Origin of the sequence: Parasphingorhabdus cellanae (assembly GCF_017498565.1) — a bacterium.
Lineage (GTDB): Bacteria > Pseudomonadota > Alphaproteobacteria > Sphingomonadales > Sphingomonadaceae > Parasphingorhabdus > Parasphingorhabdus cellanae.
This window is the reverse complement of the sequence record NZ_CP071794.1, coordinates 2,952,616-2,968,091: the sequence shown is the minus strand read 5'-3', so window position 1 is coordinate 2,968,091 and position 15,476 is coordinate 2,952,616. Positions and strand designations below refer to the sequence as shown.

At 52.8% G+C, this 15,476-nt stretch carries 14 protein-coding genes; 11 read left to right on the top strand and 3 right to left on the bottom strand.

Annotation, left to right across the window (positions count from 1 at the left end; all coding sequences use genetic code 11):
- Positions 1–32 precede the first annotated feature (32 nt).
- The 5 genes from hflK to J4G78_RS14260 all read left to right on the top strand — a co-directional run bounded on the left by hflK (position 33) and on the right by J4G78_RS14260 (position 5,915).
- Positions 33–1,067: an FtsH protease activity modulator HflK gene (gene hflK, locus J4G78_RS14280; RefSeq protein WP_207990746.1), complete on the top strand. Its 1,035-nt coding sequence runs from the start codon at positions 33–35 to the stop codon at positions 1,065–1,067.
- Positions 1,067–1,918 (top strand): protease modulator HflC, encoded by an 852-nt coding sequence (hflC, locus tag J4G78_RS14275; RefSeq protein WP_207987189.1) that lies wholly within the window; start codon positions 1,067–1,069, stop codon positions 1,916–1,918. The genes hflK and hflC overlap by 1 nt, the downstream gene beginning before the upstream one ends.
- Before the next feature lie 41 nt (positions 1,919–1,959).
- The gene (locus J4G78_RS14270) at positions 1,960–2,379 is read left to right on the top strand and encodes a nuclear transport factor 2 family protein (RefSeq protein ID WP_207987188.1); all 420 of its coding nucleotides are present in this window, start codon (positions 1,960–1,962) and stop codon (positions 2,377–2,379) included.
- Positions 2,380–2,690: 311 nt separating this feature from the next.
- On the top strand, positions 2,691–4,229 hold the full coding sequence (locus J4G78_RS14265) for a Do family serine endopeptidase (RefSeq protein ID WP_207987187.1): 1,539 nt from the start codon (positions 2,691–2,693) through the stop codon (positions 4,227–4,229).
- A gap of 105 nt (positions 4,230–4,334) precedes the next feature.
- Positions 4,335–5,915, top strand: a complete 1,581-nt coding sequence (locus J4G78_RS14260) for a helicase HerA-like domain-containing protein (RefSeq protein ID WP_207987186.1) — start codon at positions 4,335–4,337, stop codon at positions 5,913–5,915.
- 38 nt (positions 5,916–5,953) lie between these two features.
- On the opposite strand, the gene J4G78_RS14255 is transcribed toward J4G78_RS14260, so the two are convergent.
- Positions 5,954–6,355, bottom strand: a complete 402-nt coding sequence (locus tag J4G78_RS14255) for an acyl-CoA thioesterase (RefSeq protein WP_207987185.1) — start codon at positions 6,353–6,355, stop codon at positions 5,954–5,956.
- Between the two features lie 137 nt (positions 6,356–6,492).
- Between J4G78_RS14255 and J4G78_RS14250 the strand changes: the two genes are divergently transcribed.
- The gene (locus J4G78_RS14250) at positions 6,493–7,206 is read left to right on the top strand and encodes a glutathione S-transferase family protein (protein WP_207987184.1); all 714 of its coding nucleotides are present in this window, start codon (positions 6,493–6,495) and stop codon (positions 7,204–7,206) included.
- A gap of 16 nt (positions 7,207–7,222) precedes the next feature.
- Here the strand turns inward: J4G78_RS14250 and J4G78_RS14245 are convergent, their stop codons facing one another.
- Positions 7,223–8,311, bottom strand: a complete 1,089-nt coding sequence (locus tag J4G78_RS14245; RefSeq protein WP_207987183.1) for a glutathione S-transferase family protein — start codon at positions 8,309–8,311, stop codon at positions 7,223–7,225.
- Positions 8,311–8,781: a preQ(1) synthase gene (queF, locus tag J4G78_RS14240; protein ID WP_207987182.1), complete on the bottom strand. Its 471-nt coding sequence runs from the start codon at positions 8,779–8,781 to the stop codon at positions 8,311–8,313. Before queF ends, J4G78_RS14245 begins: the two co-directional genes overlap by 1 nt.
- A 105-nt stretch (positions 8,782–8,886) precedes the next feature.
- Between queF and J4G78_RS14235 the strand changes: the two genes are divergently transcribed.
- The 5 genes from J4G78_RS14235 to J4G78_RS14215 all read left to right on the top strand — a co-directional run bounded on the left by J4G78_RS14235 (position 8,887) and on the right by J4G78_RS14215 (position 15,474).
- Positions 8,887–10,308, top strand: a complete 1,422-nt coding sequence (locus J4G78_RS14235; RefSeq protein WP_207987181.1) for a hypothetical protein — start codon at positions 8,887–8,889, stop codon at positions 10,306–10,308.
- A gap of 66 nt (positions 10,309–10,374) precedes the next feature.
- Positions 10,375–11,904: a cryptochrome/photolyase family protein gene (locus J4G78_RS14230; protein WP_207987180.1), complete on the top strand. Its 1,530-nt coding sequence runs from the start codon at positions 10,375–10,377 to the stop codon at positions 11,902–11,904.
- Between the two features lie 143 nt (positions 11,905–12,047).
- Complete coding sequence (gene sseA / locus J4G78_RS14225) at positions 12,048–12,884, top strand: 3-mercaptopyruvate sulfurtransferase (protein WP_207987179.1); 837 nt, start codon at positions 12,048–12,050, stop codon at positions 12,882–12,884.
- 98 nt (positions 12,885–12,982) lie between these two features.
- Positions 12,983–14,182, top strand: coding sequence for a cystathionine beta-lyase (gene metC / locus J4G78_RS14220; protein WP_207987178.1), 1,200 nt, complete (start codon positions 12,983–12,985; stop codon positions 14,180–14,182).
- The gene (locus J4G78_RS14215; protein ID WP_243457111.1) at positions 14,179–15,474 is read left to right on the top strand and encodes a mechanosensitive ion channel family protein; all 1,296 of its coding nucleotides are present in this window, start codon (positions 14,179–14,181) and stop codon (positions 15,472–15,474) included. Before metC ends, J4G78_RS14215 begins: the two co-directional genes overlap by 4 nt.
- The last annotated feature ends 2 nt before the right edge of the window (positions 15,475–15,476 follow it).

Here is a 15,476-nt window from a genome sequence, read left to right as displayed (position 1 = left end):
CCCAAAAATCGTTCTTGGGTTCTATACTGAACATGGCTAGCCCTTGGGGCAATGGCGGCGGAGATGACGGCAAGGGTGGCGGTCCTCGCAACCCTTGGGGCAATCCTTCGGGCGGATCATCAGGCGGTGGTGGCCGTAAAGGCGGCGCGACATCGCTGGAAGAGCTTTTCAAAAAAGGAACCGGCGGCGGTTTTAAAGGCGGCATACCAACGCGGCCCGGCGGCCGGCCCTGGTGGCCGATACTGCTCATCGGTTTTATCATATTGTGGGTGGCCCTGACATCGGTCCATCGTGTCAGTCCGCAAGAACGCGGCGTTGTCACATTATTTGGATCCTATTCCAGAACCATGCAACCGGGGCTGCATTTCTCCCTGCCCGCGCCAATTGAACAAATCACCAAGCTCGATGTCGAAGAAATTCGAACGATCGATATCCCAACCGGTGAATCGGAAAAATTGATCCTCACCGGTGACCAGAATATCGTCGACCTCGCCTACTCGGTACGTTGGAATATCAAGTCACCCGAGCTCTTTCTGTTCCAGATTGCCGAACAAGAAGAAACAATTAAAGAAGTCGCCGAGTCTGCAATGCGTGCAGCGGTGGCCAATTTTACGCTTGATGATACAATTGGCTCCGAACGGACGGAGATTGAACAACAGGTCGAACAGAATATGCAGGGCTTGCTTGATGGCTATGGTGCCGGCGTCGTTATTCGCGGTATCGCGATTAAGAAGGCCGACCCGCCTGCGGCTGTGAATGATGCGTTTAAGGAAGTGTCGGCAGCGCAGCAAACCGCACAAACCTATCTCAACGAAGCACGCGCTTACGCACAGCAGCTTACGGCACAAGCGCAAGGTGAATCAGCGGCCTTTGACAAGGTCTATGAAGAATATCGCCTGGCCCCGCGTGTTACCCGTCAACGTATGTACTATGAAACAATGGAGCGCGTATTGTCGCAAGTGGACAAGACCATTATCGAGGCCGATGGCGTAACACCCTATCTGCCGCTCCCTGAGATCAAGAAACGGGCCCAAGCAACGGCGCCGCAAGTTGTGGAGGCGAAATAATGGGTAACGCAATGAAGAATCCCGTCGCTCTGGCGATTATTGTTTTCGGTTTGATCCTGGTCCTCGTCAATACGCTGATCATCGTGCCGGAAACCCGTCAGGGCGTCGTTGTCCGTTTTGGTGAACCAGTAAGGATTATCAATCGTTATCAGGATGCTGTTCCATTTGGTCAGACCGGCGCTGGTCTGCTTCCAAAAGTCCCGTTCATTGAACAGGTGGAGTGGATCGACAAACGGATACTCGACGTAGAAATGGAACAGCAACAGGTTCTGTCCACCGACCAATTGCGTTTGCAGGTCGATGCATTCGCGCGGTTCCGGATTACCGATCCTCTGCGCATGTTCATTGCCGCTGGCAACGAAGCACGTGTTGCTGACGAACTTCGCCCGATCTTGGGTTCGGCTCTTCGCAACGAGCTGGGTAAGCGGCCGTTTGCGGCTCTGCTGAGCCCTGAGCGTGGTCAGGTCATGGATAATATCAAGACCGGACTGAACCGGGTTGCTCGTCAATATGGTGCGGAAATTGTCGATGTGCGGATCAAGCGCGCGGATTTACCCGACGGCACCCCACTTGACAGTGCCTACCAACGGATGCGGACAGCGCGCGAGCAGGAAGCCCGCACGATCAAGGCCCAAGGCGCAAAACAGGCACAAATCATTCGCGCAGAAGCTGATGCGAGTGCAGCCCGGACCTATGCTGAAAGCTTTGGCAAAGACGCGGAATTCTATGATTTTTACCGCGCTATGAAAAGCTATGAAACAACCTTTCGCAAGGGCAATGAAGGCGATCCCAGTTCATCCTTCGTCCTGTCGCCAGACAATGAATATCTGCGGCAGTTCCGCGGACGGTAATCCGCGCTTTGACGTCTGATCGGGGTTCCAATAGAGCCATTGTGAACGCCTATTATGAGGCGCTAGCCCGATTAGACGTCGACGCATTTGAAGCTCTGCATCATCCCGATGTCGTGTATAATGTGTCCGGAAACACAATTATTTCTGGCCGTTATAACAGCTTTGCGGCCCTGAAAACCATATTGCCGTTGATCTTTGAAGCGCTTGATTTTGAGCGTTTTCAGTTCGCCAAAAACTGGAAGATCATGACCGAGGGGCATGATTCTATTACCGCAATTATGGAAGCAGAAGGCGTTGCGCGTAATGGCAAACGCTATGATCAGCGCTATGCCCATATCTTTGCGTTTCGTGACGGTAAAATTACCTCTGTCCACGAATTTTTCGACACTCAACTGGCCAATGAATCACTCGAATTCACCGACAAAGACCCATGCCAGACCGATGGTGAGTTTACGTTATAATCGCAAAAAAAATGTCGAAATATCAGCACAAATTGCTTTGGGCTGCGCAGTATTGACTACATTTGTCGTTTTTTCTACCGAAGCGCGATTTTTTTCGACAAATCAGCTATTTTTGGGTTGCGAATGCGTTTTGTCACACCCAAATATTATGAAGTTGGGTAAAAACACCGATCTTAAGGCTGATCTTGGGGATCGACTGTGGTAACATTCAAATTCGGTTCATAAATTCTGCGCCAATGATTTATGTAACTTGACGGAATTTGGCATCGAAAAGACATTGTCGATGCTAGTAAATTGAGAGGAATATTATTGTGCGTTACGCTTACGGAATTTCAGCAGCTTTGCTTTTGGCAGGAGGCGCCGCGACTCTGTCTGGTGTAGGCTCCGCTGGTGCGCAAGTTGCTGCAAATGATAGCCAGGTAATGAGAGCCGCGGCCCCCCGCCCCGGCGCTCCGATGAGCTTTGCTGACCTAACCGAGCAATTGCAACCAGCCGTGGTCAACATCTCCACAACGCAGCGCGTACGGGTTAACAATAATCCATTCGCGGGCACTCCGTTTGACGGTCTGTTTGGCAACCGCCGCGGTAACAATGGCGGCAACGGACAAACCCGCCAGGCGCAATCTCTGGGTTCCGGTTTTATCATTTCTGCTGATGGCTATGTGGTCACCAACAATCATGTGGTGGCTCCCGGCAATCGCAACGCGACAATTGAAACGATCACAGTGATCATGCCGGATCGCACCGAATACGAAGCCACTTTGGTGGGTCGCGATGCGGCATCGGACATCGCCGTGCTGAAAATCAACGCAAAAGAGGACCTGCCGTTTGTCGAATTTGGCGATAGTCAAGGCGCCCGCGTTGGCGACTGGGTCATTGCCATCGGCAATCCCTTTGGCCTTGGCGGCACGGTAACAACCGGCATTTTATCGGCGATCCATAGGAATACTGGTCAAGGCGGTGCCTATGACCGTTTTCTGCAAACCGATGCGTCGATCAACCGCGGCAATAGCGGTGGACCGATGTTCGACCTGAACGGCAACGTGATCGGGATTAACAACGCGATTATCTCGCCCACGGGCGGCAATGTCGGCATCGGCTTTGCTATTCCAGCGGAGGTTGCAGTTCCGATTGTTAACACGCTGCGCAAAGGCGAAAAGATCGAACGAGGATATCTCGGCGTACAGATCAGTCCTCTGACCGAAGACTTGGCTGATTCCCTTGGTCTTGAGAAAAACCGCGGTGAATTTATCCAAAACGTTGTGCCGGGTGAAGGCGCTTCCAAGGCGGGTATTCAGGCTGGCGACGTGATTGTGAAAGTCAACGGCCGGGCCGTTACACCAGATCAGACTTTATCTTATCTGGTTGCCAATCTGCCCGTCGGTACAAAGGTTCCAATCGAATTGCTGCGCGACGGCAAAACTATCAAAGTCAGTGCCACACTCGGTGAACGGCCAACGGAAGAAGAATTAGCGGCCAACAGCTTTGATCCTGATGCCGAGGATCCGATGGGTACGGACGAAGATGGCGCAAGTGCCGAAGCAACCGCGGAGGCTTTAGGCCTTTCGGTCGTTGACCTGACCCCCGCCATAGCCCGTCAAATCCGCGTGCCATCAACCCAAAAGGGCGTCGTCGTATCGACGGTTGATCGCAATAGTGACGCGGCCCGTAAAGGGATCAGACGCACGACAGTGATCATCAGCGTCAACCGCCGTCCAATTAATACATCTGCAGATTTAGATAGAGCAATTAGCGCTGCCAAACGATCCGATCGTGAAGCGGTGTTGCTGCAGGTCAAACAAGGTGGCCGTGATCCACAATTTGTTGCTGTCCGGCTAAACGACGAATAAGCCAATTTAAAATTGTAACATTACCCAAAGGCCAGCGCATCGCGCTGGCCTTTTTGCTGGGTCAGGGATATCTTTCAAATATAATTGATTGAGGGGATTCGGGTGATGAGCGGTGCAACAGAAATTTTCCTGGGATTAGGCGGAGACGAACGTCAAAACCTGAACCTCAAACGTGCCAATCGCCATGGATTGATTGCTGGAGCAACCGGCACTGGTAAAACTGTAACGTTACAGGGTTTGGCCGAGAGCTTCTCTGCCAATGGCGTCCCGGTGTTTGTCGCGGATGTCAAAGGTGATCTCGCAGGGATTGCCATGGCTGGTTCGTCGACCTTCAAACATGCTGACAAGCTGGAAGAGCGGGCCAAGGAACTCGGCATGGACGACTATGCCTATTCCGATAATCCGGCAATATTCTGGGACCTTTATGGCAAGCAAGGCCATCCGATCCGCACCACCATCACCGAAATGGGACCGTTGCTACTAGCGCGCCTGATGGACCTGAATGACACGCAGGAAGGCGTACTCAACATCGTCTTCCGCTTTGCCGATGAAGAAGGCTTGTTGCTGCTCAACCTTGATGATCTGCAATCCATGCTGGCTTACACTGCCGAAAATGCAAAAGAGCTGTCCGCCAAATATGGCAATGTCAGTAAAGCCAGTGTTGGTGCAATCCAGCGTCAATTGCTGCAACTCGACAGTCAGGGCGCAGGGCAGTTTTTCGGTGAACCGGCGCTGGAAATCGATGATTTCATCAAATGTGATGACCAAGGGCGCGGCTATATCAACGTGCTCGCCGCGGATCAGTTGATGCGTAGCCCGAAACTCTACGCGACTTTCCTGCTATGGTTGCTCGCAGAATTGTTCGAAACGCTGCCCGAAGTTGGCGACCCGGATAAACCGAAGCTGGTTTTCTTCTTTGACGAAGCGCATTTGCTTTTTGAAGACGCACCGAAGGCGCTCGAAGACAAGATTGAGCAAGTCGTGCGCCTGATCCGGTCCAAGGGCGTTGGCGTTTATTTTGTAACGCAAAACCCGGTTGATATTCCCGAGGATGTCGCCGGACAACTGGGCAACCGTGTCCAGCATGCCCTGCGTGCCTTTACCCCCCGTGACAAGAAAGCGATCAAGGCCGCCGCCGACACTTTCCGGATCAATCCTGATCTCGACGTCGAAGAAGCGATTACCGAGCTGCGGGTTGGTGAGGCCTTGGTATCCACTTTGATGGAAGATGGCGCACCATCCATCGTCCAGCGCACTTTGATCAAGCCGCCGCGCTCCCGTCTGGGGCCGGTGACGGCCAAGGAACGGGCGATCATGCAGTCGATCTCACCCTATGATGGTAAATATGATGAAGAGATAGACCGCGAGAGCGCCGAAGAAATATTGGCCCAAAAAGTCATCGACGCCACCGAAACCGCCAAGGAAGTCGATGAAAAGGGCGAAGAGGAAGTCCGCAAGCAACCACGCAAAAGCAAAAGCATGTGGGAAAAAGCCTTTAGTCGCGGCGCCAAAGTTGCCATGGGCTCCGCTGCGGGGATGGCGGCTTCAACTATGCTGGGAAAAAAATCGCGGGCTAACCCGATGCGGTCTGGCGTAACTTCGGCGGTCGGCTCTATCGCGACCGAACTGGCTGGCCCGGTTGCCGGCCGGTTTGTCCGGAACCTGATCGGCGGGTTGATGCGCTAAATACTGGCGGAACAGTGCCCCTGCGCAGGAATATGAAGCTATTCCTTGGAACCAAAGAAATTGGCCGCAATATCCTTGGCGATTCGCATCGGGCGTAAGGTGTCTGCATCTACACAGCACCAGCTTGATTGTACTTCGGCGAGCACATCTTCGCCGCGGCGGATGATTGTGCTGTAAAAAGCGCGCGCGCCGTGGACTTTCTCCAGCAGCACTTCGGCGATGACATCATCCTCAAGAAACGCTGGTTTTCGGTAGGTTATTTCATGTTTCAGCGCGACCCAGAGATGGGTAGCAACCGCTTCTGATGGCGCAATTTTCTCCCAATGGGCCACCACAGCATCCTGCACCCATTTCAGATAATTGGCATTGTTCACATGGCCCATGAAGTCGATATCATCCGGCTCTATGGCAATATTATAGTGGTGGGGAACGCTGCTCATGATGCTAACAATAATGTTAGCGGTGCGTGATTGATAGAGCAAAAGCAAAAAAGCGACATATCGGTGCAATATAGTGGCGAATAGACACAATATTTTATGATAAAGCACTCTCGGGAAAAATGGCGGGGAGACATAAGGTGTCGATCAAATATATGCAGTTTCAATCGGGTTTTAGCGTACCAAATCCCAGCCCCTTTTGCATGAAGGGCGAGATTCTTCTGAAAATGGCTGGCGTCGAATATGCGTCGGAAATCATGGACGATCCCCGCAAGGCACCCAAGGGGAAACTGCCGTTCCTTATCGATGGTGGTACTGAAATTGCCGATACTGCGTTGATCCAGAGGCATCTTGAAAGCAAATATGATGTCGATTTTCACGCCGGTCTGACGACGGAACAGCGGGCGACCTCTCACGCCATGGCCCGGATGATTGAAGAACGGCTCTATTGGGTGACACTCTATAGCCGCTGGATTGACAACCATAACTGGCCAATCATCAGGAATTTCTGGTTCGGAAGCATGCCGCCGGTCATCCGCAATCTCGTGCCGATTATTGCCCAAAAACAGGTTAAGACGGGTCTCCAGGCTCAAGGTCTCGGGCGTCACACGGTGGAAGACATCTACGCCTTTGGCGCGGCTGATCTAGCAGCACTATCAGCACAATTGGGCAAGCAAGCCTTCATGTTCGGCGATCAACCCAGCAGCTTGGACGCCGTCGCCTATCCGATCATCGCCAACAGTCTCATTGAAAAACTGCCGGGGCCGCTCCTGGACGCAGCCAAGTCACACGCCAACTTCGCACCCTATGTTCAACGCTGCGAGGCTTTATGGTTTGCGGATTCAGGTAATTGATGCACAGCTATGTAAACTAAGCCAGCGCCAGCTTGAACTTCTCAAACACCAGCCTGCGGCCGTGCTGAAACTGTTGGAAACCGTCAGCGCCGTCAACAGATGACAACATGCTATCCACGGCACTTTTGTGAGCTTCCGCCAAGCCCGCATAATAGTCGAGCGCCCGCCGCAACATCCACAAACTAAACGGCGGCGCAATGCGTTGGGCGGTCACGCCCTCAACCGTGAAGTCCGCCATACCCAACGCACGCGGTATCTCAGCCCCCTCGTTGTCCTTGGCCCAAGCATCAAGCATATGAGCGGTCGTTTGAAGAAACGGCATCTGCTCCCTCATCATTCGGTTCAAAACGGGAAACAAGCTTTCCGGAACCTCATCATCGGGCAGAAACTCCCCGGACAAAGGCGTTTTCACGTTGACCATGCGTTCCACCCAAGTCGCAACGCGCGGCGCCAAGCGCTTCATGATCTCGCCCGATGCCGGGTCGCGATAAAGATGCGCATAAAGCGGTCCAATCAAGCCATAGTCGCCAATAGAAGGCCGCGAACCCAAGAGATAATCATGGGCAGCAAAATGCACATCAAGATCAGCCAATAGAGCTTCGTAACTCGCTTCAATGGCTGGAATAGTATGCGGGTTAATCCCCAAAATCGGACAAAACCCTTTGAAATTCGCACCTCGCTCTCGGCCAAGAGCCAGCTGTTCCTCGCTGGTTGCATCAGGAGCTGCGGTGGCACCAAACTCGCCGTAAACCCACTCCTCATTATAATTCCAGCGATAATGCATAGCCGGGATAACCAGCCATTCATCGCCAAAAGTTTCGAGCAACAAAGCCACCAACCGCTGCTTCGGTGTGTCAGGATAAACCGAAGGACCGGGGACGACCGCCTCGAAATGATCGATAATACAGGTCGTGTCCTGAATAGTGTGGCCGTCATCCGTGTCGATTACCGGGATGACAGGACGACCCACTTTGGGAACGATAATATCCTTGTAAACTTCTCCCGAAGACAACACTTCTTCGTAATCCACATCCTTCCAATCAAGATAGGCTCGGGCCTTTCCGGAATAGAGCGATAGTGGTGCAGCGTATAATTTATGCGCCATTAGCCGCGCCCCCGATAAGAGGCTACGCCCTGATCGGGGATCCACAAACCCTTGGGCGGCTCGCCGGATTGCCAGAATACATCGATCGGAATACCACCACGCGGATACCAGTAACCGCCGATGCGCAGCCATTTCGGCTTCATTTCGGTGAACAGACGATGAGCGATCCCCACAGTACAATCCTCGTGGAAAGCGGCATGGTTCCGGAAAGACCCCAGAAACAATTTTAACGATTTGGATTCCACGATGGTCTTATCGGGTGCGTAGTCGATTACCAAATGGGCAAAATCTGGCTGCGCGGTCACTGGGCAAAGCGAGGTAAATTCGGGCACTGCAAAGCGCGTTAGATAAAGCTCTCCAGTCCGCGGGTTCGGAACATAATCCAGGATTGCGTCTTCGGGCGAGGTCGGCAGAGCGCTGTCCTGACCAAGGAAACGTGGAGTGGATTTTTGCGTGTCATCATTTGTCATGCAGATCATCTAATGCACGAGGCGGCTCATGTCATCCCTGCCCCGATATTCATTGATGGTTCAGCGAATGAGGCGGCAAAAAGCAGGTCAGGGTTAAAAAGGGCGATGACGATAAATCACATGGGACGAATGATGCGCGTAAAATCGCTGGCAATGGTGATTGCCGGAACGCTTGGTCTGTCTATCGCTGCGATACCTTCCGCACAGGGCCAAGCCGTACCGAGGCAATTGCCACCAGATCCACCACCGGAACTACCTTCGGTCAGCGACTATTCTCTCCCGCCAGGTGAAGGCCAAAATCCAGCTGATGGTCAAGCCGAGGGACCTACGGAGGAAAATGGGCCAGCGCCGCAAGCTGCTCCGCCGTCGGGCAGCGCCCTGCCTGGCACGCAACCTGCAGCCCAACCGGCCCCTATATCCCCTGTTGATGCTCCCACAATTGGTGGCCAGACCCGTCCAACACCAACTGGCCCTGCACTATCCGGCAGTCCTCGCACCAGCGCGCCTGTCACTAATCCACCAACGGCTACACCAACGCGTCGTCCGGCTGGCGATCCAGCGGTCGCTGCGCCATCGGTGAACCGTCCAGCAATTGATAGTGACCAGCCGCAGCCAGGCTTTTCCACGGAACTGCCCCGTCAAACTATGCCATCCAACCCATCAGCGCCAAAGACTGTATCAGAGGCATCTCCGGAAATAAGTTCTGGTGGGACCATCTTACACTATGCTGTCGGCGGAATAGTCTTGCTTCTGCTGAGCGGATTGGGTGCCTATTTCTGGCGGCGTAAGACCGTCATGCCCTCGCAGGAAGAAGAGATTACGGATGACCCGGAACTATTGACCGCGACGGACTCCATTCCTGCATCTAAACCTCATAAACCCGCACCGAAAATCTATTCACCGCCCAATCCTTCGGAACCCGAAAAGCCAAACCCGCTATCGTCGAACGGATTTGTAACATCAAAAATTGGCGCCGTACCCAAACCACTGCCAACAGCCGCTAAAGGTCCACCGATAGCTCCAAAGCCGGACCGGAAACCGGGCGCAACAGATTATCTACAGATTGATCTAGCCGCCAATAGCGCCTCATCCACGTTGCTCAACGCAGTACTCAATTATACCATAACACTGACCAACCAATCGGATCAGTCGTTGCACGACATCCACCTTTCCGGCACGATGATGCAGGCTGATTCTGAAAACGCCAGGAATGGCGATATTGAAACAGGCGAACCACTGCACAAGATTGAAAATCTGGCTGTAGGAGAAACTATCTCTCTCACCGGCGATATACGCCTGCCGCTCAATGCTATCCGTCCGATCACCTTCAAATCACAGGCGCTTTTCATTCCCTTGGCCCGTTTTGGTGTCGTGTATGCCGATCAGAGCAATGTCGAATACCGGCAAGCAGCGTCATTCATCATCGGCCGGGAATATGAGCCCCGGCGACCAAAAATGGCACCATTTCGACTTGATCTCGGCCCACGGAATTTCAGTCCGGTGGGACAGCGGCCGCTAAACATCTGAAACCCATTTGCAAAATGCACCAAAGCACAGACTGTCTTTCATCGCCAAGCGTGCGATAGCGACAAGATGTCTAAGAAAACGCTCATTCCAATACTTGGTGACCAACTATCATTGGATATCTCGTCCCTTACTGATCAACAGCCCGATACATCTGTTCTATTGATGATGGAGGTCGAAGCCGAAGCCACCTACGTAAAACATCACAAAGCCAAGATTGCCTACATATTTTCGGCCATGCGGCACCATGCCTCAGCATTGCGCGAACGCGGCTGGACCGTTGATTATGTGGCGCTCGATGATACCGATAATAGCGGCAGCTTTACCGGCGAAGTCGCCCGCGCTTGCGAACGGCACGACATCGAATCTATTCGCATTACCGAAGCTGGCGAATGGCGGGTCATGGCGATGATTGAAAACTGGGAAGACCAGTTTGATGTTCCGGTTACCATCTGCCCCGATCAGCGCTTTATCGCCACCCATCAGGAATTTGAACATTGGGCAGAAGGCAAAAAGCAACTGCGGATGGAGTTTTTCTATCGCGAGATGCGCCGCAAGACAGGATTGTTGCTGGACAAGGATGGCAAACCGGAAGGCGGAAAATGGAATTATGACGCGGAAAATCGCAAGCCCGCGAAAAGCGACTTGATGATGCCGCAACCAATCCGCTTTCAACCGGACCAAATTACGCAGGACGTGATTGATTTGGTCACAGAGAGATTTGCAGACCATCCCGGTTCACTCGAGCAATTTCATTTCGCCGTGACCCATGAGGAAGCGTTGCGCCAACGGCGTAAGTTTCTGGACCATGCCCTTGCCCAATTTGGCGATTATCAGGATGCCATGCTGACCGGTGAGCCGTTCCTCTGGCATTCTATCCTTTCACCCTATCTCAATAGCGGCCTGCTTGATCCACTAGCTCTCTGCCAGGAAGTGGCCGATCTATATGCGGGTGGCAAGGTGCCTCTTAACGCCGCTGAGGGTTTCATTCGTCAGATAATCGGCTGGCGTGAATATGTCCGCGGTATCTATTGGCGCGAAGGGCCAGACTATGCACAGCGAAATTTTCTGGATGCCCAACATCCTCTTCCCGATTTTTATTATAACGGCGAGACCGACATGCTATGTTTGTCGGAAGCAATAGGACAGACACTAGACCTTGCTTATGCCCATCATATCCAGCGGCTTATGATCACGGGCAATTTTGCACTAATTGCAGGGATTGATCCCCACGCGGTTCATGAATGGTACCTGGAAGTTTATGCTGATGCTTATGAGTGGGTCGAACTCCCCAATACATTGGGGATGAGCCAATTTGGTGATGGTGGAATTATCGCCTCAAAGCCATACGCCTCGTCGGGCAATTATATAAACAAAATGTCCGATCATTGTGCATCTTGCGCTTATGACGTGAAACAGCGCACCGGCGACGAAGCCTGCCCATTCAACGCGCTTTACTGGGATTTTCTTGCGCGAAACGAGGACAAGCTTGCCGATAATAACCGCTTGGCAATGCCCTATCGCACGTGGAATAAAATGGATTCCGACGTCCAGAAACAGCTTCGCGCCAGCGCAAAAGCCTTTCTGGAACGGTTGTAATTCAATCATTTGCCGAAAAGCCACATAAGCTGTGGATTCCATCTCCAATGCAATATAGCCTCGACGGCTTGAACACGAATCGATAAACGTTGGCATATGGACGCAGAGGCGAAGTGATCGCCCGCTTGCACAAGGAGCATAAAATGGAACTGCTGGTAACCACTGACTGGCTTGCGAATGAACTGGGCGCATCAGATTTGCGTATAGTTGATGCCACCAAATTCATGCCCGATGCCGGACGCGATCCGGCCGCCGAATATGAAGCGGGCCATATTCCCGGCGCTGTGTTTATGGACCTGGGCGAGCTTACAGACACCGGTAACCCAGTTGAAAATATGCTTCCACCGCCAGAAAAATTTGCCAGCCGTATGCAATCGCTCGGTCTCGGTGATGGCAGCCGTATCGTGCTTTACGATGACAGTCCGCTGAAAAGCGCCGCGCGCGCATGGTGGATGCTGACGATATTTGGCGCACATGAGGTCGCAATATTGGACGGCGGTATTGCCAAATGGAAAGCCGAAGGGCGTCCGCTTGAAACTGGCAAAGAAGCATTGCGTCATCGTCACTTCACAGTCTGGAAAGATGATAAAGACGTCCGTACGAAAGCCGACATGCTGGCAAACCTGCACAGCAAGGATGAGCAGGTAGTCGACGCTCGCCCGGCGGGACGTTTCTCCGGTGCGGAGGAAGATCCGCGTCCCGGTATTGTTTCCGGCAGCATTCCCGGTTCGGTCAACATTCCGCATAGCGACTTTTTCAATGCTGATGGTACTTGGCAAAGCGCCGATGAAATAAAAGCATTGTTCGACGGTGTCGGTGTCGACCTTGCCAAACCAGTGGTTACGACCTGTGGGTCCGGTATGACAGCGGCCGTTGTGTCCTTTGCTGCGGCTGTAGCCGGTGGTGATAAAATAGCTCTTTATGACGGCAGTTGGTCTGAATGGGGTGCCGACGCAGACACGCCCAAAGCAACCGCCTGAGAAAGTACGTCTGCTTTCACCGTTAGGGCTGAGCCTGTCGAAGCCCGTCTCCAGTCTAGCAGCGCCCTTCGACAGGCTCAGGGCTAACGGAAATAACATTGGCCAATAGAGAAGACCAATCCAGTCATAAACCGGCGACGCAGATTGTTACTGGCGGCAGACGCAAGGAATGGACCGAAGCGGTTGTCAATCCGCCGGTCTGGCGCGCAAGTACCCACCTTTATGACAGTGTAGCGGATTTGCGAGCAGGCATCGGAAATAACGAAGACGGTCGATTTTTCTACGGCCGCCGCGGGTCGCCTACCCAATGGTCTCTTGCCGAAGCGTTGACGGAGATGGAGCCGGGAGCCGTTGGAACCATGCTCTATCCTTCCGGTGTAGCCGCGATAGCTTGCGCTATGCTGGCAATCCTCAAACCCGGCGATGAAATTTTACTGACCGACAGCAGTTATGACCCTAGCCGTAACTATGCTGATGCTTTCCTGAAACCTATGGGCATCACCGCCCGTTATTATGACCCATTAATTGGTGCAGATATTGGCGCGCTGTTAACGGACAAGACCAAGGCCATATTACTCGAAAGTCCCGGCAGCTTGACCTTCGAGGTACAAGATATCCCAGCGATCTGTGCTATGGCTAAAGAAGCTCGCATCGTGACTTTCCTGGATAACACTTGGGCCACATCTCGTTTCTTTCCGGCACTGGAACATGGCGTTGACATTTCGATTGTCGCAGCCACCAAATATATTGTCGGCCATAGCGATGTAATGATGGGGGCAGCGACAACCCATGAAAGATATTGGACACGACTCCGGCGCACGGCGCAGCAATTGGGGCAGGTTGTTTCTCCAGATGATGCCTATCTTGCCGCCCGTGGCCTCAGAACACTGGAAGTCAGGCTGAAACAACATGAGCAATCGGCGCTGACTGTCGCTCATTGGCTCAAAGACCGGCCTGAGGTCGGGCAAGTTTTGCATCCCGCTCTGGCTGGTTGTCCGGGCCATGACATCTGGAAGCGCGATTTCAAGGGATCATCTGGTCTATTCTCTTTTGAACTTAGTCAAGGCGATGAGAAATCCCGCGCGGCCTTTATCGACGCGCTGACGCTCTTTGGCATCGGCTATAGCTGGGGCGGGTTTGAAAGTCTGGCCCTGCCAGTTGATCCCGGAAAATATCGGACTGCCACCGATTGGATGATGACAGGCGCGCTCGTGCGGCTGCATATTGGTTTAGAAGACCCGGACGATTTAATCGCCGATCTTGCCAAAGCGTTTGAACACTATAACAGCGTCTTATGATGGAAGAAATTCTCGGCTACATAGAATCTCTGGCGCCGGATACACCGCGCAATGTGCAATATATAGAGAGCGCAGTGGCTGGCGGACTGGTGACTTTAGCGCTGGTCGCCGGCTGGTTTCTCAGCAAATATATTGGACCGAAACTTCGCCATGTCTGGGAAACGCGTGCTGGATATGAGAGTGACTTAGCCGGACGCCGCATCCGCGATATGACGCGGCGGGCGACGACCTTTATATTATGCGGCCTGTTCTTGGCGATATGGGATTGGCAGCTTGTCCCGCAAGTGGTCTTTGCCCTCACTATCGCGATTACCATGGGTCTGTTTACCAATGATCTGATCCGGGGCGTTCGCATGCCGGATTGGCTCGGCACCGTGATGGGGCTGACGGTGTTTATATCCGCAGCCCTTGGCCTCGTGGGTAATATTGACCGTATCACTATTGCCTTAGAGCGGGTCGGTATTGATGTCGGCACGCACCGTATTTCGTTACTGGCGGTTGTCACGACAATCATGACCGCCGTTATCCTGCTGGCGGTTGCCCGTGTGCTGATGAAACTCGTCAGTCATGTGATCTCGAACAGCCAACTCGATGGCGCGCAGAAAGTATTGGGGCAAAAACTCGCCACCGTTGCCATTTTGGGCGCGGCCTTCGTCCTCGGGTTAGATGTCCTTGGGATAGATCTCACCGCTTTAGCCGTCTTCTCCGGTGCTTTCGGTTTGGCCATTGGTTTCGGGATGCAGAAAACGATTGGTAACCTGATCGCGGGGATCATTTTGCTTATGGACCGGTCGATCAAGCCCGGTGATGTGATCGCGGTCGGCGACAGTTTTGGCTGGGTCAACAAAATCGGTGTCCGCGCTGTGTCGGTCTTGACTCGTGAGGGCAAAGAGCATCTTATCCCGAATGAAGACCTAATGACCCGCGAGGTTGAAAATTGGTCATATTCTAACAAGAATGTTCGGATAAGCGTACCGGTCGGTGTTTCGTATAACAGCGATATGGATCATGTTATTGAATTAATGAAGCAAGCCTGTGTCGACGTGCCGCGCGTTCTAAATCACCCCAAACCGGTGGTCTGGATGATGGAATTCGGTGACAATAGCGTGAATTTCGAAATCAGATGCTGGATAAACGATCCGCAATCCGGCGTTGGTAATTTTAAAGCTGCGGTCCTGAAACGAGTATGGGATCTGTTTAAAGAACATGAAATCGAAATCCCGTTCCCGCAGCGCGATGTTCATATCAAATCACTTCCGGACAAAGGAACTGCTAAACTGTCTGCAGAATGACC